Here is a 21,272-nt window from a genome sequence, read left to right as displayed (position 1 = left end):
TACCAAAACAAAGGCACCCGAAGGTGCCTTGTCTGTCATTCCCATTCGATCGTCGCCGGTGGTTTTGAACTCACGTCGTAGGTCACGCGGTTGATGCCACGCACCTCGTTGATGATGCGCCCCGAGACTTTCTTGAGCAGCGCATACGGCAGCTCGGCCCAGTCGGCGGTCATGAAGTCGCTGGTTTGCACGGCGCGCAGCGCCACCACGTAGTCGTAAGTGCGGCCGTCGCCCATCACGCCCACGCTTTTCACGGGCAGGAACACGGTGAAGGCTTGGCTGGTCAGGTCGTACCAGGTTTTGCCGGATTCATCGGTGAAGTTGCGCAGCTCTTCGATGAAGATCGCGTCCGCACGGCGCAGCAGGTCGGCGTATTCTTTTTTGACTTCGCCCAGGATGCGCACACCCAAGCCTGGGCCTGGGAAGGGGTGGCGGTAGACCATCTCGCGGGGCAAGCCCAGCGCCACACCCAGTTCGCGCACTTCGTCTTTGAACAATTCGCGCAGCGGCTCCAGCAGTTTCAGGCCCAGTTGCTCGGGCAATCCGCCCACGTTGTGGTGGCTCTTGATGGTGACGGCTTTTTTGCTCTTGGCGCCGCCCGACTCGATCACGTCGGGGTAAATCGTGCCTTGGGCCAGGAAGGTCGCGCCTTTGTGGCCGCCGTCACCCGCTTTGAGCTTGGCCGCTTGTTCCTTGAACACATCGACAAACAAGCCGCCAATGATCTTGCGCTTGGCTTCAGGCTCGCTCACGCCTGCCAGTTTGCCCAGGAACAAATCGCTGGCATCGACGCGGATGACTTTCGCGTGCAATTTGCCCACGAACATCTCCATGACCATGTCGCCTTCGTTCAGGCGCAGCAGGCCGTGGTCCACAAACACGCAGGTCAGCTTGTCGCCGATGGCTCGGTGGATCAAGGCTGCAGCCACCGACGAGTCGACGCCGCCGGACAGGCCGAGGATGACTTCTTCGTCACCCACTTGCTCGCGGATTTTGGCGACAGCTTCTTCGATGTAGTCGCCCATGATCCAGTCAGGACGGGCCTGGCAGATGTCGAGCACGAAGCGGTTGAGCAGGGCCTGGCCCTGCACGGTGTGCGTCACTTCGGGGTGGAACTGCACCGCATAAAAACGGCGGGCCTCGTCGGCCATGCCCGCAATCGGGCAAGCCGGTGTCGAGGCCATGACCTTGAAGCCTTCGGGCAGCTGGGTGACCTTGTCGCCGTGGCTCATCCAGACCTTGAGCATGCCGTGGCCTTCGGCCGTGGCGAAGTCTTCAATGCCTTTGAGCAGTTCGGTGTGGCCGTGGGCGCGGACTTCGGCGTAACCAAACTCGCGTGTGGTGCCCGCCTCCACCTTGCCACCCAGCTGCTGGGCCATGGTCTGCATGCCGTAGCAAATGCCCAAGACCGGCACGCCCAGCTCAAACACCGCATCGGGCGCCTTGTCGTCCACCTCGTACACGCTGGCGTGTGAGCCGGACAAGATCACGCCCTTGAGGTTGCCGTCTTTGGCGTATTCACGCACCCAGTCGCTGCTCACGTCACAGGGGTGCACTTCGCAAAACACATGCGCTTCACGCACACGGCGGGCGATGAGCTGGGTGACTTGCGAGCCGAAGTCGAGGATCAGGATCTTGGAATGCTGCATGGCAAACGTCGTTCTATAAGAAATGAAAAGGCGTCTGGGTGTCCAGACGCCTTGGTGATCAACTGGAGATTTTACTCAGCCCGGTAGTTCGGCGCTTCTTTGGTGATCTGCACGTCGTGGACATGGCTTTCGCGAATGCCCGCAGCGGTGATTTCCACAAACTGCGATTCCTTGTGCATGGCCTCAATCGTGGCGCAGCCGCAATAGCCCATGCTGGCGCGCAAGCCGCCGGCCATTTGGTAAATGATGGAGACGACCGAGCCTTTGTAGGGCACGCGGCCTTCAATGCCTTCGGGCACCAATTTGTCTGCGTTGGGGTTGCCGGTGCTGCTTTCTTGAAAGTAGCGGTCAGCACTGCCCTGCTGCATGGCGCCAATCGAGCCCATGCCGCGGTAGCTCTTGTAGCTGCGGCCTTGGAACAAGACGATCTCGCCTGGTGCTTCTTCGGTGCCCGCAAACATGCCGCCCATCATCACGGTGCCCGCGCCTGCGGCAATGGCTTTGGCGATGTCGCCGCTGTAGCGGATGCCGCCGTCAGCGATCAGGGGAACGCCCGTGCCTTGGAGGGCGGTGGCTACAGAGTCCACCGCCATGATTTGCGGCACGCCCACACCCGCCACGATGCGGGTGGTGCAAATGGAGCCGGGGCCAATGCCCACTTTGACGCCGTCAGCACCCGCCTCGACCAGGGCCAATGCCGCTGCGCCCGTGGCGATGTTGCCGCCGATGACTTCGATGTGCGGGTAGTTTTGCTTGACCCAGCGCACACGGTCGATGACCCCTTTGCTGTGGCCGTGCGCGGTGTCCACCACGATGGCGTCCACGCCCGCACGGGCAAGCGCTTCGACGCGCTCTTCGGTGCCCTCGCCCACGCCCACGGCAGCGCCCACGCGCAGCTTGCCTGCAGCGTCGCGTGCCGCGTTGGGGAAGTTCAGCTGTTTGGTGATGTCCTTGACGGTGATCAGGCCCTTGAGCTCAAAGGCGTCGTTCACCACCAGCAGGCGTTCGAGTTTGTGTTTGTTGAGCAGGTGCTTGGCTTGCTCGGGCGTGGTGCCTTCGGGCACAGTCACCAGGCGTTCGCGCGGGGTCATGATCTCGCTGACTTTTTGGTCGTAGCGGGTCTCAAAGCGCAGGTCGCGACCGGTGACGATGCCGACCACTTGGCGGCCATCGCACACCGGGAAACCGGACACACCCAGCTCATCGCTCAAGGCCATGACTTGGCGCACGGTGGTGTCGGGGGTGATGACGACCGGGTCGCGCAGCACGCCGGATTCGTAGCGCTTGACCTTGGCCACTTGAGCGGCTTGCTCTTGCGCGGTGAGGTTTTTGTGCACGATGCCGATGCCGCCTTCTTGCGCGATGGCAATGGCCAAACGTGCTTCGGTGACTGTGTCCATGGCGGCGGACACCAGGGGCAGGTTCAGGCGGATGTTGCGTGTGAATTGCGTCGCAAGCGACGTGTCCTTGGGCAGGACTTGGGAGTAAGCGGGGACGAGGAGAACGTCGTCAAAAGTAAGGGCTTTACCGAGTAGTCGCATAAGCTAGGGCTCCAAAAAATGGATTGTACCCGTGCCGGGCAAGGGATTTCCCTGCCTGTGTGCCAAAAAATGGCCTGAGCTGAAGCTTTTCAGGACGGGTCAGGCATTCTGGTAATGCAGCACTTTGAGGGATTTTTCGGGTGAAACATCCACAAATGCGGCCGGATTGGCCAAGCGCTCCACAAAGCGCAGGCTGGGTGCAGCCTCGGTCACCTGGCTATGCAAAAACTGCGTGTCCAACTCCGGCGCGTTCAGACACAGAAGCACATGGCCTTGCGGCTCCAGCAGATCGGGCAGGCGGCGGATCAGCTTGATGTAGTCCTTGGTCGCGATGAAGCTGCCCTTTTGGTAGCTGGGCGGGTCGATCACGACCACACCATAAGGCCCCATCTTGTTGATCTTGCCCCAAGTCTTGAAGATGTCGTGCCCCAAAAATCGGGCTTTGGGCGGTAAATCGTTCAGGCGGTGGTTTTGCTGGCCCACCGCCAGAGCGCCCTGGCTCATGTCCACATTGACAACTTGCGCCGCCCCGCCCTGCAAGGCCACCACCGAAAAGGCACAGGTGTAGGCAAAGAGGTTCAAGATGTTTTCGTGCTTGGCGTGGTTTTTGAGCCATTCACGCCCATTGGCCATGTCCAGAAACAGACCGTGGTTTTGACCCCGCAAGACATGCACCAGGTATTGCGCGCCCTGCTCTGTCACCACGTGTTTTTCGGGCACGCTGCCGGCCATCAAGCGGGTTTCGGTCTGGCCTGTGGCGCGGCACTGGAACACCCAGTTGAGCGGCTCACCGGGAGCCAGCGTTTGCCAGCGCTGTTCGAGCGCGCTGTGGCACTGCGCCAGTTCTTCGTCGGTGACGGGCTTGAAGCTCGTCAAGACCCAGACCGGCGCAAACCAATCGAGCGTCCACTGTTCGCTGTCGGGATAAACACCGCCGCGACCGTGAAAAACACGGCGCGCATCGGTGGTCTTGTCCATCTGGGCGATGGCGTTCAAAAGGGATTGCATGGAGGTGTTCAGTAACCTGCGGCAGAGCCGCTTTTGCGGTTGGCAAACAAGCCGGTGCGGCCTTTGCCCTGACGCTTGAAGCGTTGGCGGCGTGCCACTTTGGGGTCTACCTTGAGTTCGCGGTACAGCTCAATGCGGTCGCCATCGTGCACCTTGGCCGTCCAAGCCACCTTTTGGCCCCAGATGCCTGGGTGCATGAAAGGCAGTTGGGCCAGGTCAGCCGCCGACACCTGAGGCAAGCCTGCGCCCAGCACCTGCGCCATGACCGACTGCACGGTGCAGCCCTCGGGCACTTGCATGGCGTGTTCATGCGCCTGGCGCGGCTGCAGGCTCCAGCACAGCGTGATCTGAATCATCGGCTCAGCCATAAACGGCTTCCGCACGCTTGACGAAGGCATCGACCAAGCTGGCCGCGATCTTGTCAAACACCGGGCCGATCAGCGCTGCCAAAGTGGCGCTGGAAAAACCGTAATGCAAGTCCAGCTCGACTTTGCAAGCCCGCTGCGTGCCATCGCCCACTGGCAAAAAGCGCCAGGTGCCGCTGAGCTGCGAAAAGGGTCCCTTGACCAACGCCATGCCCACAGAGCGGCCCTCTTCGTGGGTGTTGCGGGTGGTGAAGGTTTGGTGGATGCCGCCCAGGCTGATGCCCACTTCGGCCAGCATGCCCTGGGGGTCTGATTCGAGCACACGCGACTGGTCGCACCAAGGCAAAAACTCGGGGTAGCGGGCCACATCGGTGACCAGGCGAAACATTTCCTCAGGGGCATACCAGATGAGGACGGACTTGTGGATATTCTTCATACAATGGTGCGATTGTAGTTTTCCGAATCGGCGCTTTTCTGTACAGCCGTTTGGACTTCCTTGAGAACGGCCAGGCCGTCCCTATCTGTTGACCATGGCCACCACCAAAAAAACAAGCGCAGCCCCCACCTTTGCCAAGATTGCCGAGAATAAAAAGGCGGCCTTCGACTATTTCTTCGAAGAACGCTACGAGGCAGGCATGGTGCTGGAAGGCTGGGAAGTCAAAGCCATCCGAGAAGGCAAGGTGCAGCTCACGGACGGTTATGTGGTCATTCGCAATGGCGAACTTTTCATCATTGGCTGCCTGATCAATCCGCTCAAAACCGCATCGACCCACATCAATCCCGAAGCCGCACGCACGCGCAAGTTGCTGCTAAACAAGGAAGAGATCAAGCGCTTGATCGGCAAGATCGAGCAAAAGGGCTATACCCTGGTGCCGATCAACCTGCACTGGAAATCAGGCAAGGTGAAATGCGACATTGCGTTGGCCAAGGGCAAGGCCGAGCACGACAAACGCGACACCATCAAGGACCGCGAAGGCAAGCGCGAAGTCGAACGCGCCATGAAGAGCCGTCACCGCTGAAAGTGGCTTGTGGGAGTGCCGCCTTTCGGGCGATCAAGCGCAAGCCGCCAATGAATGCCCCACCGCAGCGGGGCGCCACACTCAGAATAAATCGCGCAGCGGGTGGTGGTCTGAAGGCCAAGGGCTGACAAAGAACCGTGCCGCTTCGGATGCATCCACTTCTTCGATTCGCGCAGGCTTCCATTTCGGCGAGTGGTCTTTGTCCACCGCCAAGGCGCGAATGCCTTCGACGGTGTCGCTGTCGGCCACCGATCGCAGGTGGAAACAGTGGTGAACCATGTCACGCTCCATGCGCAAGTCGTCGGCCAAGCTCATTTGACGCGCACGGCGGATTTGCTCAAGGACCACATGCAGCATCAAAGGCGAGCGGTGACGCAAGGCGTGCGCCGTTTTCTGGCTCCACTCGTCGGTCGCCGATTCCAGCTTGTTCAGCATGTCGGCAATGGTGGGCAGGCCAAAGACTTCATCGATCTGAGGCTGTGGCGTCAGTTTTTCTGGCGTCATGGCACCTGCTTGGGCCAGCACCCAGCGCTCCACCGATTCAGCATTTTCAAAAGGGCTGCTGATCAAGGTCTGCCAGATCGGCTCCAGCATGCCGCTGGGCAAGGCGATGTCGGCCAGCTTGGCGGCCACGGCTTGTGCCCCTCCCAGCATGTGCCCGGTCAGGCCCAGGTACTCCCCCAGACGACCTGGACAACGGCTCAGAAAATAGCCGCCGCCCACATCGGGAAAGAGCCCAATATTGGTTTCGGGCATTGCCATCTTGGTGCGTTCGGTGACCACGCGCACACTGGCGCCTTGGCTGATGCCCATGCCACCGCCCATGACGATGCCGTCCATGAAGGCGATGTAGGGCTTGCTGTAGGTGTGGATCAGGTGGTTGAGGCGGTACTCTTCGGTGAAAAAATCACCCAAGGCGGCGTCGCCTGCGTGTGCGGCTTGATGGAAGAAACGAATGTCCCCGCCTGCACAAAAAGCGCCAAAGGGCCCCTCCTTGCCCGTTCCGCGAACGGCCACCGCCAACACCTGAGGGTTGTCCTGCCATGCGAGCAAAGCCTGGGTCAATGAACGCACCATGTCGAGCGACAAGGCATTCAGCGCCTTGGGGCGGTTCAAGGTGATGCAGCCGATGCGGCCTTCAATTTGCGCGATGACATCAGACATTGTTTTGTCTCCAGCCTAACCATTCATTGAGAAGCAAGGCACCCAGGACCAGGGTGCCTCCCAAAAGTACGCTCAGCTGCGGCGCTTCATTCGCGCCCCACCAAGCCAAAGCGATGCCAAAAACGATTTCAAGCAAAGCGAGCAACGCCACTTCAGGTGCTTTGAGCACCCGAGCACACACCACCGACAAAGCGCAGGGGATGGCCAATTGAAACAAGCCCAGCATGGCCAGCAAACCCACATCATGAACTGAGGCCTGAAACGGCATGGACAAAGGCAAGGTCAGCAACGTTGAGAGGATGGCCCCCAGCATGACCGAGGGCACGAGATCCAAATTTTGGCCTTCGCTCTGGCTTTTTTGCACCAGCGTCCATTGCACGGAACCCGCAATGGGCACGCACAAGGCGACCAGAGAACCGATCAGGAAATGGGGATCGCCCAGACTGAGTTGCGAGCCATACATCCAGCCAATGCCAACGACAGCCAACACAATGGCCAACCAAGTGCGCCCTGGCAGGCGGTGGCCCAAAAACACCCGGGTGATCAACGCCGTCAGCAAAGGCCCCACCGCCATGGTGATCAGCACATTGGCCACAGCGGTCAGGGTGAGCGCCACCATGAAGGCGGTGAACATGACACTCCAGCAAATGCCGGAATACCAAAAGTAACGGCTGCGCAAAGGCAGCCGTGACCAAACACTTCGGCCCTGCCACAAAGGCAGGATGACCAGCAAGGACACCACGGTGAAGAAGCTGCGCCAGAAGGTGACTTCAAAGCTGCGCGCTTGCTCCAGATGCCGCGTCACCACCCCGGCCATGGACCAGAGGGCGGTGACGCCCACCATGGTCCAGACGGCCATGCCGTGCGATAAACGCATGGTCGTCAGCCGATCACTTGTTGCGCTTGCGGTCGCTTTCCTTGAGGAAGCGCTTGCGCAGACGCACGCTCTTGGGCGTGATTTCGACCAACTCGTCGTCCTCGATGAACTCGACGCCGTATTCCAGTGTCAGGTCGATTGGAGGTGTGATCTTGATGGCGTCCTCTTTGCCGGACACGCGGAAGTTGGTCAGCTGCTTGGTACGTGTCGCGTTGACGACCAGGTCGTTGTCACGGCTGTGGATACCCACAATCATGCCTTCGTACACCGGATCGTTCGCCTTGACGAACATGCGGCCACGGTCGTCCAGCTTGCCCAGGGCGTAGGTGAAGATTTCACCGTCGTCCATGGAGATCAGCACGCCGTTCTTGCGGCCGCCGATTTCGCCCTTGTGCGGCTCGTAGCCGTCAAAGATGTTGGAGATCAGGCCGGAACCACGGGTCAAGTTCAGGAATTCGTTGGTGAAACCGATCAGGCCACGGGCCGGGATGCGGTATTCCAGACGGACACGGCCACGGCCATCGGGCTCCATGTTGACCAGTTCGCCCTTGCGCTCGCCCAAGGCTTGCATCACGCCGCCTTGGTGGTTTTCTTCGATGTCGGCGGTGACCAGCTCGATAGGCTCATGGCGCTCACCGTCGATGTCGCGGAACAACACGCGAGGCTTGGAGACAGCCAGCTCGTAGCCTTCGCGGCGCATGTTTTCCAGCAAGATGGTCAGGTGCAATTCACCGCGACCGGCCACTTCAAAAATGCCGTCTTCGTCGGTTTCTTTGACGCGCAGCGCCACGTTGTGCTGGAGTTCTTTTTGCAGACGATCCCAGATTTGACGGCTGGTCACGTACTTGCCTTCACGACCGGCCAATGGCGAGGTGTTCACGCAGAAGTTCATGGTAAGCGTGGGCTCGTCCACTTTGAGCATGGGCAGTGGTGCGGGGTTGATCGGGTCGGTCACCGTCACGCCAATGTTCAGGTCGGCAATGCCGTTGATCAACACGATGTCGCCAGGACCGGCTTCGGTCACTTGGACGCGGTCCAGACCCTGGAAAGTCAGCACTTGGTTGACGCGGCCTTTGATGGTCGAGCCGTCTGGGCCTTCCATCACAACCACATCCATGTTGGGCTTGACGGTACCTTGGCTGATACGGCCCACACCGATGCGGCCCACAAAGGTCGAAAAGTCGAGGGCAGAAATTTGCAACTGCAGCGGCGCTGCAGGGTCGCCCGCGTTGGGCTTGACGTGCTTGAGCACGGTGTTGAACAAGGCCGACATGTCGGGGCCCCACTGCTCACCAGGAGCGCCCTCTTCCATCGAGGTCCAGCCGTTGATGCCGGAGGCATACACCACGGGGAAGTCCAGCTGCTCGTCGTTCGCACCGAGTTTGTCGAACAGGTCAAAAGCGGCGTTGACCACTTTGTCGGGGTTGGCACCGGGCTTGTCCACTTTGTTCACGACCACGATGGGCTTGAGGCCCAAAGCCAAGGCCTTTTTGGTCACGAAGCGGGTCTGAGGCATGGGGCCTTCTTGTGCATCGATCAACAGCACCACGCCGTCGACCATGGACAAGGCACGTTCCACTTCGCCGCCGAAGTCCGCGTGTCCGGGGGTGTCCACGATGTTGATGTGGGTGCCTTCCCAGCTCACGGCGCAGTTCTTGGCCAAAATGGTGATGCCACGCTCGCGTTCGATGGCGTTGTTGTCCATGACGGTGTCCACGACTTTTTCGTGGTCAGCGAAGGTGCCCGACTGGCGCAGCAACTGATCGACCATGGTGGTTTTACCGTGGTCAACGTGCGCGATGATGGCGATGTTGCGAATTTGCTTGCTCATGCTTTCTCTTCCTTTAAACCTGCTCGGCCAGCAAAGGCTCGTTGACAGGTGATTTTTCCAAAATCTGTTGAATTTCGATCGGGCTCAACAATCGACCCGGAATCAATTCGCCGCCACGCACATGTGCTGTTCCCAGCAATGCCCGAGGATGTTCTCCATAGACGGCCACATGATCACAATCAACCCAAGGGCCGCGTCGGCGCACCCCACTCAAAAATCTTCCAGCGTTCTCGCTGTCCAGCCCCACCTCGGTGTGGCCAGGTAACAGCACGTCTACGGGCTGCAAGGCTTGCAAACGTGCAGCTTCGTCCATGGACTCCAGCTGCGTCAGCGTCACACACGCCGAGGCCTCGAAAGGCCCCGTCACCACCCGGCGCAAAGCGCTCAAGTGACCGCCACAGCCCAAAGCCTCGGCGATGTCTTCGCCCAAGGTTCGGATGTAAGTGCCCTTGCTGCAGGCCACGCGCAAACGCAAAAACGGGGCGTCGCCCTGCAGTTGCATGTCCAGCAACTCCAGGTCATGGATCACCACGTGGCGCGCTTGGCGCTCCACGGTTTCGCCCTGCCGGGCATATTCATACAACGCCTTGCCGTCCTTTTTCAAGGCACTGTGCATCGGTGGCACTTGGCTGATCGGTCCCATGAACCGGTCCAGCACTTCCACCACCATGCCTGGCGTGCAACGCACTTCTCGCGTTTGAACCACTTCACCTTCGGCATCGGCCGTGCTGGTTTTCAAACCCAGGCGCACGGTCGTTTCGTAAACCTTGTCCGCATCCAGATGCTGCTGACTGAACTTGGTCGCAGCACCAAAACACAAAGGCAATACGCCTGTGGCCAAAGGGTCCAAAGTCCCGGTGTGACCGGCCTTTTCAGCGCGCAGCAACCACTTGGCTTTTTGCAAAGCCTGGTTGCTGGACAGTCCCAGCGGTTTATCGAGCAACAACACCCCGTGCACAGGGCGCCGCTGCACCCTGGTGCGTGGCGCGTTCATGGCTCAGTCGTCCTGTGCGCGCGAAGAAACGGCTTTGGCAATCAAGGCATTCATGTCCGAGGCACGCTCTGTGGTTCGGTCAAACATGAAGTGCAACGTCGGCACGGTGTGGATGTGCAAACGCTTGAACAAACCATTGCGCAAGAAACCGGCTGCGGCGTTCAAGCCTTCCGTCGCCTCTTCGGGGTTGCCCGTCAAGACGCTGAAAAACACTTTCGCATGGGCGTAGTCGGGTGTCACCTCGACCGCGTTGATCGTGACCATGCCCACGCGTGGGTCTTTCAACTCACGCGCAATCAACTCGGCCAGATCACGCTGGATCTGGTCGGCCACGCGGAAACCGCGGTTCGGTACGGATGAAACCTTCTTACGAGCCATTTACAGCGTTCTCGCAATTTCCTTGACGTCGAAGAATTCGAGTTGATCGCCTTCTTTGATGTCGTTGTAGTTCTTGAGCTTGATACCGCACTCGAAGCCTTCTTTGACTTCGCGCACATCGTCCTTGAGGCGCTTGAGCGAGTCGAGTTCACCGGTGTAGATGACCACGTTGTCGCGCAGCAGGCGGAATTTGGCGTTGCGGGTGACTTGACCCGAAGTGACCATACAACCTGCAACCGTACCGATCTTGGACGCGACGAACACGGTACGGATTTCGGCCATACCCATGATTTCTTCGCGCTGCTCGGGCGCCAGCATGCCGGACATGGCCGCTTTGAGTTCATCCACAGCGTCATAAATGATGTTGTAGTAATGCACGTCCACGCCATTGCCTTCGGCCAGTTTGCGGGCACCGGCGTCGGCACGAACGTTGAAACCGATCACGATGGCTTTGGAAGCGATCGCCAGGTTGATGTCCGACTCGCTGATACCGCCCACGCCGGAGTAAACCAACTGAACTTTGACTTCTTCCGTCGACAACTTGAGCAAGGAAGCACCCAGCGCTTCTTGCGAACCCTGCACATCGGCCTTGATGATGATGGGCAGCATCTTGACTTCGCCCGCAGACATGTCGGTGAACATGTTCTCCAGCTTGGCCGCTTGTTGCTTGGCCAACTTGGTGTTGCGGAATTTACCGGCGCGGTAAGTGGCGATTTCGCGGGCACGGCGTTCATCGCCCATGACCATGAATTCATCACCGGCTTGCGGCACTTCGGTCAGACCCTGAATTTCGACCGGGATCGAAGGGCCTGCCGATTTGATGGCAGCACCGTTTTCATCCAGCATGGCGCGCACGCGGCCAAAAGTCTGGCCTGCCAGCACCACGTCGCCTGTATTCAAAGTTCCCGACTGCACCAGGATTGTGGCCACAGGACCACGGCCCTTGTCCAGACGCGCTTCGATGACCAGACCCTTGGCGGCAGCTTGCACCGGGGCCTTGAGTTCCAGCACTTCGGCTTGCAAGAGCACTTGCTCGAGCAGATCGTCGATGCCCATACCGGTTTTGGCCGAGACGGAAACGAAAGGCGAATCGCCACCGAATTCTTCGGGCACGACTTCTTCGGCAATCAGCTCGGCGCGAACGCGTTCGATGTTCGAATCGGGCTTGTCCATCTTGTTGATGGCCACCACAAGTGGCACACCGGCTGCTTTGGCGTGTTTGATGGCTTCCTTGGTCTGGGGCATGACGCCGTCGTCACCCGCCACCACCAGGATGACGATGTCGGTGGCTTGTGCACCACGGGCACGCATGGCCGTGAAGGCTTCGTGACCGGGGGTGTCCAGGAAAGAGATCATGCCGCGTGGTGTTTCCACGTGGTAAGCACCAATGTGCTGCGTGATGCCACCGGCCTCGCCGGAAGCCACTTTGGCACGGCGAATGTAATCCAGCAAAGATGTTTTACCGTGGTCAACGTGACCCATGACCGTGACCACAGGCGCACGCGGCAAAGCCTCGGCGTGCTGCTCGGACACTTCTTCGTCGGTGAATGCTTCAGGATCGTCCAGTGCCGCGATCACCGCTTTGTGGCCCATTTCTTCCACCACAATCATGGCGGTGTCTTGGTCCAGCGGCTGGTTCATGGTGGCCATCTGGCCGAGCTTCATCAGGTGCTTGATGACCTCGGATGCCTTGATCGCCATCTTGTGGGCCAATTCGGCCACGGTGATGGTTTCTGGCACGTGGACTTCGAGCACACGCACTTCTTGTGGTGCCGATTGGCCGTGTGAGTCGTTGCGATCGCGGTCGTTGCCACGACGGCCTTTAGGGCCAGCGCGCCAACTGTTGCGCCCCACACCACCGCTGGAATCACCACGCGTCGGAATGGCCTTTTTCTTGGCCGGGTCCCCTGCCCAGCTGGAGGACAGCTTGGCGGATTTGACTTCCTTGTTGCCACCAGGCGCGGCGGCTTCGCCGGCCTTGGCTGCAGCTGCACGAGCGCCTGGCGCAGGTGTGCCTGCTGGCTTGTGCAGTGTGCCCTTGACAGCCGCTTTGGGCTCGACTTTGGGTTCTTCTTTTTTAGCGACCAGCACCTTCTTGGGTGCATTCATCATGGCGCGAATGGCTTCAGCCTCGGCCAAAGCCTTGCGACGGCGTTCATCCAGATCACGGGCACGGGCAGTTTCTTCGTCCGCGCGTGCTTTGGAATCCGCAGCGGCTTGGGCAGCAGCGGCTTCACGGGCCTCCTGATCGGCCTTGGCTTTGTCTGCAGCTTTGGCAGCTGCAGTCACTTCCGGGGCCTCAGCAGGCGCGGCTGGTGCGGCCGGTTTGGCTTGTGATGCATTGATGCTGGCGGCTTCTGCACGAGCGAGTTGCTCACGCTCATCGCGGCTCAAAACAGGTTTGGCAGCCAGGGCCGCCTGCGCGGCCTGAGCAGAGGCCTCGGCTTGCGCTTGCAGCGCTTCGGCTTGCGCGGCGGCTCGTTGTTTGGCTTCTTGCTCTTCGCGGAGTCGACGCTTTTCAGCCAACTCTTCTTCCTGACGGCGAATCAATTCGGCCTGACGGCGAGCTTCTTCTTCGCGTCGCGCCAGTTCCGCGTGATCAATCAAGGGCTCTTGAGGCTCTTCGACGGGTGACTCAGTCACCACTTCGTCATCGCGTTTGATCAAAGTGCGTTTCTTGCGCACTTCCACCTGAATCGTGCGGGCCTTGCCCGTGGAGTCGGCCTGCTTGATCTCACTGGTCGATTTCTTAACCAGGGTGATTTTCTTGCGATCACCAGCTTGGGTGCCGTGACTGGTTTGCAAATAGCTCAGCAGCTTTTGCTTGTCGGCGTCGGAAAGCGCATCGCTGTCCGATTGTTTGGCCACGCCTGCTGCGCTCAATTGCTGCAACAAGACATCGGCGGATTTTTTGAGTTCATTGGCGAACTCGGCAACTGTGGTGCTGGACATAATGGTGTTCAAGCCTCCGTTAACTTCAGGCCTGGCCTGCGAACCAATGTTCGCGGGCTTTCATGATCAGGGCGGTGGCCTCTTCGGCAGATTGACCGGTGATGTCGGTCAACTCGTCGGTGGCCAGGTCAGCCAGGTCGTCACGGGTATGAACACCCGCTTCCACCAGCTTGGAAATCAGCTCAGGCGTCAAGCCCGGCAGGTCACGCAGGTCTTGAGAGACGTCTTCAACGCTCTCTTCACGTGCGATTTCAAGTGTCAGCAAGGCGTCTTTGGCCCGCGCACGCAGCTCGTTGATGGTGTCTTCGTCGAAGCTTTCGATCTCCAGCATTTCCTGGATCGGCACATAGGCCACTTCTTCCAGGCTGGTGAAACCTTCTTCGATCAGGATATCGGCAATTTCCTGGTCCACATCCAGCTTTTCCATGAACAGCTGACGGATGCCCGAGCTTTCTTCGGCCTGCTTTTGGGCAGACTCGGCGGCGTCCATGATGTTGATCTTCCAGCCTGTCAGGTCAGAAGCCAGGCGCACGTTTTGACCACCACGGCCAATGGCGATCGCCAGGTTTTCTTCGTCCACCACCACATCCATGGCGTGTTTTTCTTCGTCCACCACGATGGACTGCACGTTGGCAGGTGCCAAGGCACCGATCACGAACTGAGCAGGATCTTCGCTCCACAGCACGATGTCCACGCGCTCACCGGCCAACTCGTTGGTCACGGCGTTCACACGCGTGCCGCGCACACCGACACAAGTGCCAATAGGGTCAACGCGCTTGTCGTGCGACAACACGGCAATTTTGGCGCGTGAGCCTGGGTCACGGGCGCAGGTTTTGATTTCGAGCAGACCTTGTTCGATCTCGGGCACTTCCTGGCGGAACAACTCGATCATGAATTCAGGCGCTGAACGCGACAAGATGATGGGGGCGCCGCGCAAGGTCAGGTCCACGTCCATGATCATGGCGCGCACACGGTCACCGCTGCGCAGGTTTTCCTTGGGGATCATCTCGCTGCGACGCAGGCGGCCTTCGACGCGCCCGGCTTCACAGATGATGTCGCCCTTGTCCATGCGCTTGACGGTGCCCACAAAAATCTTCTCGCCACGCGACATGAAGTCGTTGAGCAGCATTTCACGCTCGGCGTCACGGATTTTTTGCAAGATCACCTGCTTGGCCGCCATGGCGCCAATGCGGCCAATGGGCAATGACTCGATCGGCTCTTCGATGTACTCGTCCACTTCGATGTCTGGGATTTGCTCTTTTGCTTCAAACAGAAGGATTTCCTGCTCGGGCAATTGCAGACCCGCTTCATCGGGCACCACGTGCCAGCGGCGGAAAGTTTCATAACTGCCGCTGTCTCTGTCAACCGACACACGGATATCCACTTCGCCGGGATACAGCTTTTTGGTGGCTTGGGCCAAAGCCGCTTCCACAGCACCAAATACCACGTCGCGCTCCACGTTCTTTTCACGTGAGATGGCATCGACCAACATCAACATTTCGCGATTCATGACTCGACTCTCCTGTTCCATTGGGGCTTGGGATTGAGCCCCGATTCAAATATTCTTAAAGCCGCCACAAGGGTCAAGCTTCTGCCTTGGGCTTGCGCCCCTTGAAATCCACCACGGGCGCCAGACGGGCTTCGCGCAATTCGTCCAGCGTGAAGCCCAGGGCATGCAAAGGCGCCGGGGCTCGTTTCTTGCTGATCCGTTGACCGGGTTTACCAACGGGCTCATCGCTCCAGACGATTTGCCAGCCTGTGCCGGTGGCGTCACGCTCGAGCGTGCCGCGAAATTTTTTGCGGTTCGCACTGACCATGCCCGCCGCGTTTTCGCCCATCGGGGCCTTGAGCGTGAGGTCGATCAACTCACCGGTGAAACGCTCAAAGTCTTTTTCGTGGCGCAAGGGACGGTCAATACCCGGCGATGACACTTCGAGGCGGTTGTACGTGACACCGTCCACTTCCAGCGCAAACTGCAGTTGGCGATTGACTTTTTCACAGTCTTCCACAGTGACAAATACATCCGACCCAGGCTGCCATGGCCAATCGATCGTGATCCGGAGCAATCCGCCCGCAGAGCGTTCAATTTCGACCAGGTCATAGCCCAGGCCGATCACGGTTTCTTCAACGATTTGTTGCAGTGCCACAGAACTTCGAAATGTCAAACTTAAAAATGAAAGACCAAAAAAAACGGGCGGTGAAAACCCGCCCGTTTGGTCGTGAAGCCAGTATTCTATCCGATAAATGCGCTAAGTGTGTGATTTTTAAGAGAAATATGAGCAGGAAAGCGCATTGGGCCAGACTGGGTCATCCCGGGGCCGACGGCAAGGCACAATGGGCCGTCAAAAGCATTCACAGGGGCATGGTTTGAATACGGTATCACGTTGGATGGACGAGAACGTCCGGTCTTTGAGTCGCGACATGCGCTGGTCCTATTTGCCGCCACTCATGGTTTATATGGCCGCTGGCGTGCAGGGCCTCACCGGCATCGTGGGCACATTTTTTGTCAAAGAGCACCTGGGTTTGCCCGCTGAATTTCTGGCTGCATTGGCTTTTTGGGCGGGCTTGCCATGGGCGCTCAAGATGCCGATTGGGCATTTGGTGGATATTTTCTGGCGCTACAAAGCTGGATTTATCCTTTTGGGTGCCACCCTCATCAGCGCCAGCCTGCTCATCATGGCGGGGCTGGTGGGCCAGCGCGATGCCATGGCCTCGGTCTGGAGTGTCAACGCCTGGTTCGTGTTGGCCGCATTGCTCAGTCCGGTGGGCTATGTATTGCAAGACGCCACCGCAGACGCCATGACCGTCGAGGCCGTGCCCAAGTGCAAGCCCGACGGAACGCCGGTCGATGCAGCCTCGCTCAAACGGATGCACACCACCATGCAAACACTGGGACGCGTGGCGATCGTGGGCGGCACCATCCTCGTGGCGCTGATCAATCTGGGCATGTTCGCCGATGTGCAAACCCTGAGTGCGGCCGAAAAAACACTCACTTACCGCAATCTTTACCTCCTGGCCCTCATCATCCCTTTGCTGTCTGTGATGGGCTTGGTCGTGGCACGCGTGCAGCAAAATGCCCAAGTCAAGCAACACATGGCGCGGGGACTGAGCCGGGCCCAGGCCATGGCCTTGTTCCAGCCGGAAGATGGCGACACGAAGCCCAATGCGGTGCTGCTCGGCGGCAGCCTGGTGTTTGTGACCTTGACCATTGGTCTGGGTTTGTCAGGCTGGCGTTTCAGCCAGGAACTGATTTTTGTGAGTTCCATGCTCATCATCGGCGCACTCATGGCGCGCCTGATGCGTGAGCTGGAACCTGCTGCACGCCGCACCCTGCTGGGCACAGCTTTGGTGATCTTCATGTTCCGAGCCGTACCCGGCACCGGGGCCGGCATGTCATGGTGGATGATCGACCAACTGGGCTTTGATCAGCCCTTTTTCTCGGTCTTGTCGCTGATTGGCAGCACCCTGGCGCTCGCAGGCATGTTCGTGTTTCGCCGCTTCATGACGGACCGCTCGATTTTTTATGTGGTCGGTTCGCTCACGGTGCTGGGCACCTTGCTCAGCTTGCCCACCCTGGGCATGAGCCTGGGCCTGCACGAATGGACGGCCGCACACACCGGCGGCGTGGTCGATGCACGGTTTATCGCCATCGTCGATACCGCATTGGAGTCGCCACTGGGCCAAATCAGCATGATCCCGATGCTGGTCTGGATTGCCAACTCCGCCCCACCCCACCTGAAGGCCACTTACTTTGCGGTCATGGCCAGCTTCACCAACCTGGCGCTTTCGGCCGCGCAGTTGGGCACCAAGTACCTCAATCAGATTTTTACGCTGACACGTCAAGTGCGTGACGCCGCTGGCACCGTGACCGTGCCGGCCAATTACGCCGACCTGAGCGGCTTGCTGCTCAGCACCTTGCTGATCGGTCTGCTGATGCCGCTGGCAGCCATCGCCTTTGCACGCTGGCGCGGCTGGGGCAGCGCCTGAAACCACAGTGTGGCGCATGCGACAATCCCACCCAGATTTTTTCCGAAAGATGACTTCCATGACCACCCAAACAGGTTTCCTCGCAGGCAAAAAACTGCTGATCACCGGCGTTTTGTCCAACCGCTCGATCGCCTATGGCATCGCCAAGGCCTGCCATGCCCAAGGGGCCGAGCTGGCGTTCAGCTATGTCGGCGAGCGTTTCAAGGACCGCATCACCGAATTCGCAGCCGACTTTGGCTCCAAGTTGGTGTTCGATTGCGATGTCGGCAGCGACGAGCAAATTGAAAAGCTGTTCACCGATCTGTCGGCCCACTGGCCCAAGTTCGACGGCTTCGTGCACGCCATCGGCTACGCTCCCCGCGAAGCCATCGCCGGCGACTTTCTCGACGGTCTGTCGCGTGAAGGTTTCAAGATCGCCCATGACATCAGCGCCTACAGCTTCCCTGCGATGGCCAAGGCTTGCTTGCCCTACCTGAATGACAAATCGTCTGTGCTGACCCTCACCTACTTGGGTGCCATCCGCAACGTGCCCAACTACAACACCATGGGCCTGGCCAAAGCCAGCTTGGAAGCCTCGGTGCGTTACCTGGCCGAATCTCTGGGCAGCCAAGGCCGCGGCATGCGTGCCAACGGCATCTCGGCCGGCCCCATCAAAACCCTGGCGGCCAGCGGCATCAAGGGCTTCGGCAAAATCCTGTCGGTGGTGGCCGAAACGTCACCCATCCGCCGCAACGTGACCATCGATGACGTGGGCAATGTGGCCGCTTTCTTGCTGAGCGATTTGGCCGCAGGCGTGACCGCCGAGATCACCTATGTGGACGGTGGCTTCAGCCAAGTCGTGGGCGGCATTGCCGAACCTGCCGAAGCGGCCTGATTGCGCTGCGCCCAACAAAAAAGCGGCCTTGGCCGCTTTTTTGTTGTCCGAACTTTGGCGCCTGCCCAGGGCCAAACCGATCAGGACTCACGCACGCAATCGGCGTAGTAACGCTTCTTGCCGTCTTCGTCCTTGATCTCGACCAAGCCGTGGATATCGGTCTCAAAGCCTGGGCACTTCTCGTTGAACTCGCGGGCGAACTTGAGGTAGTCCACGATTTTTTTGTTGAAAACCTCGCCAGGAATCAGCAAAGGAATGCCTGGTGGGTAAGGCGTCACCAAGCCCACGGTGATACGGCCTTCCAGGTGATCAATTTCCACGCGCTCGGTCTTGCGCTGGGCAATGTGGGCGTAGGCATCCGAAGGCTTCATGGCTGGCGCGAGGTCTGACAGATACATGTCGGTGGTCAGGCGCGCGATGTCGTACTTGGCGTACATCTCGTGCACATGCTGACACAGGTCACGCAGACCCATGCGCTCGTAGCGGGGGTGCTTCTGGCAGAACTCGGGCAGGATTTTCCACATCGGCTGGTTCTTGGCGTAATCGTCCTTGAACTGTTGCAAAGCCGTCAGCAGCGTGTTCCAGCGGCCCTTGGTGATGCCGATGGTGAACATGATGAAGAAGCTGTAGAGGCCCGTCTTCTCGACCACCACGCCGTGCTCGGTCAGGAACTTGCTGACGATCGAAGCCGGGATGCCGGTCTTGTCGAACTTGCCATCCAGATCCAGGCCGGGCGTCACGATGGTCGACTTGATCGGGTCGAGCATGTTGAAGCCATCGGCCAGTTGCTGGCCAAAGCCGTGCCACTTGCTGGCCTTCTTGCGCGGGTCGTTGCGCAAGATCCAATCATCGGCGCGGCCAATGCCCTCCTCGCCAAACTTCTCAGGTCCCCAGACCTTGAACCACCAATCCTTGCCGTATTCGGCATCCACCTTGCGCATGGCACGGCGAAAATCCAAAGCCTCGGCAATGCTCTCTTCTACCAGCGCGGTGCCGCCAGGCGGCTCCATCATGGCGGCAGCCACATCGCAGCTGGCGATGATGCTGTACTGCGGGCTGGTCGAGGTGTGCATCAGGTACGCCTCGTTGAACAGCGGGCGGTCCAGCTTGGTGTTTTGCGCGTCTTGCACCAGCACATGGCTGGCTTGGCTGATGCCAGCGAGCAACTTGTGGATGGACTGTGTCGCGTAAACAATCGACTCTTTCGGGCGCGCACGTTTTTTACCCATGGCGTGGTAGGGGCCATAAAACGGGTGGAATGCCGCATGCGGCAACCAGGCCTCGTCAAAGTGCAAATTCTCGACATAGCCATCGAGCATGCTCTTGATGGTTTCGGTGTTGTAGAGCACGCCGTCATAGGTCGACTGGGTCAAGGTCATCACACGTGGCTTGACCTTTTTGGCATCCACACCTTTGAGCAGCGGGTTCTTTTTGATCTTGGCCTGGATGGCCGCTGGCTCGAATTCGCTTTTGGGAATCGGGCCAATGATGCCGAAATGGTTGCGTGTCGGCTTCAAGAACACCGGGATCGCACCGGTCATGATGATCGCGTGCAGGATGGATTTGTGGCAGTTGCGGTCCACCACCACCACATCGCCCGGCGCCACGGTGTGGTGCCACACAATTTTGTTGGACGTGCTGGTGCCGTTGGTCACAAAGAAGCAATGGTCGGCATTGAAAATGCGGGCTGCGTTGCGCTCACTCTCGCCGATGGCACCGTTGTGGTCCAGCAACTGGCCGAGTTCTTCCACCGCATTGCACACGTCGGCGCGCAGCATGTTTTCACCATAGAACTGGTGGTACATCTGGCCCACAGGGCTCTTCAAGAAAGCCACGCCACCCGAGTGACCCGGGCAGTGCCACGAGTAAGAGCCGTCTTCGGCGTAATCGAGTAGTGCCTTGAAGAACGGTGGCTGCAGGCCTTCCAGGTAGCTCTTGGCCTCACGGATGATGTGACGCGCCATGAATTCCGGCGTGTCTTCGTACATGTGGATGAAGCCATGCAACTCGCGCAGGATGTCGTTGGGCAAGTGCTGGCTGGTTTTGGTCTCGCCATAGATGTAGATCGGCACATCGGCGTTCTTGCGGCGCACTTCGTCAATGAATGCACGCAAGCTGATGACCGCAGGGTCGAGATCGGGACCTGGCGAAAACTCTTCGTCATCGATCGACAAAATGAAAGCACTGGCGCGGCTTTGCTGCTGCGCAAACTGCGACAGGTCGCCGTAGCTGGTCACCCCCAACACCTCAAAGCCTTCGCTGACGATGGCGTCTGCCAAAGCGCGGATACCCAAGCCTGAAGTGTTTTCAGAACGGTAGTCTTCGTCAATGATGACGATGGGAAAGCGAAATTTCATGGCGGGGTTGGGCTCAAGCCCTAAAGAGGGAGAAACAGGCGCGAAGTTTAAGGATAAAAAGTGACTTCCACGCGACAAAGATCAGATTTCCTGAAAAAACCTGCACCCGATCCACCCTGTGATTTGCCCTGGGCTCTCAAAAACGGGTATTTCCACTGCTACAATCAGAGGCTCTGGAACGGTGGATGAGTGGTTTAAGTCGCACGCCTGGAAAGCGTGTGTGGGTTAATAGCCCACCGCGGGTTCGAATCCCGCCTGTTCCGCCAGAAATGAAAA

At 59.0% G+C, this 21,272-nt stretch carries 17 protein-coding genes and 1 tRNA gene; 4 read left to right on the top strand and 14 right to left on the bottom strand.

Annotation, left to right across the window (positions count from 1 at the left end; all coding sequences use genetic code 11):
• Window positions 1–35 precede the first annotated feature (35 nt).
• The 5 genes from guaA to B9Z43_RS02930 all read right to left on the bottom strand — a co-directional run bounded on the left by guaA (window position 36) and on the right by B9Z43_RS02930 (window position 4,999).
• The gene (gene guaA / locus B9Z43_RS02950) at window positions 36–1,649 is read right to left on the bottom strand and encodes a glutamine-hydrolyzing GMP synthase (RefSeq protein ID WP_108322632.1); all 1,614 of its coding nucleotides are present in this window, start codon (window positions 1,647–1,649) and stop codon (window positions 36–38) included.
• Between the two features lie 71 nt (window positions 1,650–1,720).
• A complete protein-coding gene (gene guaB, locus B9Z43_RS02945; protein ID WP_108322631.1) occupies window positions 1,721–3,190 on the bottom strand; it encodes an IMP dehydrogenase in 1,470 nt (489 codons plus the stop codon).
• A 99-nt stretch (window positions 3,191–3,289) separates the two neighbouring features.
• The gene (locus B9Z43_RS02940) at window positions 3,290–4,198 is read right to left on the bottom strand and encodes a class I SAM-dependent methyltransferase (protein WP_108322630.1); all 909 of its coding nucleotides are present in this window, start codon (window positions 4,196–4,198) and stop codon (window positions 3,290–3,292) included.
• Window positions 4,199–4,206: 8 nt separating this feature from the next.
• The gene (locus B9Z43_RS02935; RefSeq protein ID WP_108322629.1) at window positions 4,207–4,566 is read right to left on the bottom strand and encodes an RnfH family protein; all 360 of its coding nucleotides are present in this window, start codon (window positions 4,564–4,566) and stop codon (window positions 4,207–4,209) included.
• Window positions 4,559–4,999 carry a type II toxin-antitoxin system RatA family toxin gene (locus B9Z43_RS02930; RefSeq protein WP_108322628.1) on the bottom strand — a complete coding sequence of 147 codons (441 nt, stop codon included), beginning with the start codon at window positions 4,997–4,999 and terminating at the stop codon, window positions 4,559–4,561. The genes B9Z43_RS02935 and B9Z43_RS02930 overlap by 8 nt, the downstream gene beginning before the upstream one ends.
• Window positions 5,000–5,093: 94 nt before the next feature.
• On the opposite strand from B9Z43_RS02930, the gene smpB reads away from it, so the two are divergent.
• Window positions 5,094–5,582 (top strand): SsrA-binding protein SmpB, encoded by a 489-nt coding sequence (smpB, locus tag B9Z43_RS02925; protein WP_108322627.1) that lies wholly within the window; start codon window positions 5,094–5,096, stop codon window positions 5,580–5,582.
• Between the two features lie 81 nt (window positions 5,583–5,663).
• Here smpB and B9Z43_RS02920 read toward each other — a convergent pair whose 3' ends face one another.
• The 8 genes from B9Z43_RS02920 to rimP all read right to left on the bottom strand — a co-directional run bounded on the left by B9Z43_RS02920 (window position 5,664) and on the right by rimP (window position 15,925).
• Complete coding sequence (locus B9Z43_RS02920) at window positions 5,664–6,746, bottom strand: enoyl-CoA hydratase/isomerase family protein (RefSeq protein WP_108322626.1); 1,083 nt, start codon at window positions 6,744–6,746, stop codon at window positions 5,664–5,666.
• A complete protein-coding gene (locus B9Z43_RS02915; RefSeq protein ID WP_108322625.1) occupies window positions 6,739–7,623 on the bottom strand; it encodes a DMT family transporter in 885 nt (294 codons plus the stop codon). The genes B9Z43_RS02920 and B9Z43_RS02915 overlap by 8 nt, the downstream gene beginning before the upstream one ends.
• A 13-nt stretch (window positions 7,624–7,636) precedes the next feature.
• The gene (gene typA / locus B9Z43_RS02910) at window positions 7,637–9,454 is read right to left on the bottom strand and encodes a translational GTPase TypA (RefSeq protein ID WP_108322624.1); all 1,818 of its coding nucleotides are present in this window, start codon (window positions 9,452–9,454) and stop codon (window positions 7,637–7,639) included.
• A gap of 13 nt (window positions 9,455–9,467) precedes the next feature.
• Window positions 9,468–10,448: a tRNA pseudouridine(55) synthase TruB gene (truB, locus tag B9Z43_RS02905; RefSeq protein ID WP_108322623.1), complete on the bottom strand. Its 981-nt coding sequence runs from the start codon at window positions 10,446–10,448 to the stop codon at window positions 9,468–9,470.
• 3 nt (window positions 10,449–10,451) lie between these two features.
• Complete coding sequence (gene rbfA, locus B9Z43_RS02900) at window positions 10,452–10,826, bottom strand: 30S ribosome-binding factor RbfA (RefSeq protein WP_108322622.1); 375 nt, start codon at window positions 10,824–10,826, stop codon at window positions 10,452–10,454.
• A complete protein-coding gene (gene infB, locus B9Z43_RS02895) occupies window positions 10,827–13,778 on the bottom strand; it encodes a translation initiation factor IF-2 (RefSeq protein ID WP_108322621.1) in 2,952 nt (983 codons plus the stop codon).
• A 25-nt stretch (window positions 13,779–13,803) separates the two neighbouring features.
• A complete protein-coding gene (gene nusA, locus B9Z43_RS02890) occupies window positions 13,804–15,288 on the bottom strand; it encodes a transcription termination factor NusA (RefSeq protein WP_108323204.1) in 1,485 nt (494 codons plus the stop codon).
• A gap of 73 nt (window positions 15,289–15,361) precedes the next feature.
• The gene (rimP, locus tag B9Z43_RS02885) at window positions 15,362–15,925 is read right to left on the bottom strand and encodes a ribosome maturation factor RimP (RefSeq protein ID WP_108322620.1); all 564 of its coding nucleotides are present in this window, start codon (window positions 15,923–15,925) and stop codon (window positions 15,362–15,364) included.
• Window positions 15,926–16,199: 274 nt separating this feature from the next.
• Between rimP and B9Z43_RS02880 the strand changes: the two genes are divergently transcribed.
• Both B9Z43_RS02880 and fabI read left to right on the top strand, forming a co-directional pair.
• Window positions 16,200–17,765: a hypothetical protein gene (locus B9Z43_RS02880; RefSeq protein WP_199222236.1), complete on the top strand. Its 1,566-nt coding sequence runs from the start codon at window positions 16,200–16,202 to the stop codon at window positions 17,763–17,765.
• Window positions 17,766–17,823: 58 nt separating this feature from the next.
• Entirely contained in the window at window positions 17,824–18,639 is an 816-nt protein-coding gene (gene fabI, locus B9Z43_RS02875) for an enoyl-ACP reductase FabI (RefSeq protein WP_108322618.1), read from the top strand.
• An 80-nt stretch (window positions 18,640–18,719) separates the two neighbouring features.
• On the opposite strand, the gene B9Z43_RS02870 is transcribed toward fabI, so the two are convergent.
• Complete coding sequence (locus B9Z43_RS02870) at window positions 18,720–20,996, bottom strand: arginine/lysine/ornithine decarboxylase (RefSeq protein WP_108322617.1); 2,277 nt, start codon at window positions 20,994–20,996, stop codon at window positions 18,720–18,722.
• Window positions 20,997–21,171: 175 nt separating this feature from the next.
• On the opposite strand from B9Z43_RS02870, the gene B9Z43_RS02865 reads away from it, so the two are divergent.
• Window positions 21,172–21,262 (top strand) — tRNA-Ser (locus B9Z43_RS02865).
• Window positions 21,263–21,272 lie beyond the last annotated feature (10 nt).

Origin of the sequence: Limnohabitans sp. MMS-10A-192 (genome assembly GCF_003063335.1) — a bacterium.
In the GTDB taxonomy this organism is placed as follows: Bacteria; Pseudomonadota; Gammaproteobacteria; order Burkholderiales; family Burkholderiaceae_C; genus Limnohabitans_A.
Note: the sequence above shows the minus strand (reverse complement) of the source record. Positions and strands in the feature narration are given on the sequence as shown.

Bases quoted from the DNA above. Each gene is read 5' to 3' on its own strand.
- B9Z43_RS02935 (WP_108322629.1), bottom strand. From the start codon at position 4,566: ATGGCTGAGCCGATGATTCAGATCACGCTGTGCTGGAGCCTGCAGCCG.
- smpB (WP_108322627.1), top strand. From the start codon at position 5,094: ATGGCCACCACCAAAAAAACAAGCGCAGCCCCCACCTTTGCCAAGATT.
- B9Z43_RS02870 (WP_108322617.1), bottom strand. From the start codon at position 20,996: ATGAAATTTCGCTTTCCCATCGTCATCATTGACGAAGACTACCGTTCT.
- guaA (WP_108322632.1), bottom strand. From the start codon at position 1,649: ATGCAGCATTCCAAGATCCTGATCCTCGACTTCGGCTCGCAAGTCACC.
- rbfA (WP_108322622.1), bottom strand. From the start codon at position 10,826: ATGGCTCGTAAGAAGGTTTCATCCGTACCGAACCGCGGTTTCCGCGTG.
- B9Z43_RS02880 (WP_199222236.1), top strand. From the start codon at position 16,200: ATGCGCTGGTCCTATTTGCCGCCACTCATGGTTTATATGGCCGCTGGC.
- truB (WP_108322623.1), bottom strand. From the start codon at position 10,448: ATGAACGCGCCACGCACCAGGGTGCAGCGGCGCCCTGTGCACGGGGTG.
- typA (WP_108322624.1), bottom strand. From the start codon at position 9,454: ATGAGCAAGCAAATTCGCAACATCGCCATCATCGCGCACGTTGACCAC.
- fabI (WP_108322618.1), top strand. From the start codon at position 17,824: ATGACCACCCAAACAGGTTTCCTCGCAGGCAAAAAACTGCTGATCACC.
- B9Z43_RS02920 (WP_108322626.1), bottom strand. From the start codon at position 6,746: ATGTCTGATGTCATCGCGCAAATTGAAGGCCGCATCGGCTGCATCACC.
- guaB (WP_108322631.1), bottom strand. From the start codon at position 3,190: ATGCGACTACTCGGTAAAGCCCTTACTTTTGACGACGTTCTCCTCGTC.
- nusA (WP_108323204.1), bottom strand. From the start codon at position 15,288: ATGAATCGCGAAATGTTGATGTTGGTCGATGCCATCTCACGTGAAAAG.
- B9Z43_RS02930 (WP_108322628.1), bottom strand. From the start codon at position 4,999: ATGAAGAATATCCACAAGTCCGTCCTCATCTGGTATGCCCCTGAGGAA.
- B9Z43_RS02915 (WP_108322625.1), bottom strand. From the start codon at position 7,623: ATGCGTTTATCGCACGGCATGGCCGTCTGGACCATGGTGGGCGTCACC.
- B9Z43_RS02940 (WP_108322630.1), bottom strand. From the start codon at position 4,198: ATGCAATCCCTTTTGAACGCCATCGCCCAGATGGACAAGACCACCGAT.
- infB (WP_108322621.1), bottom strand. From the start codon at position 13,778: ATGTCCAGCACCACAGTTGCCGAGTTCGCCAATGAACTCAAAAAATCC.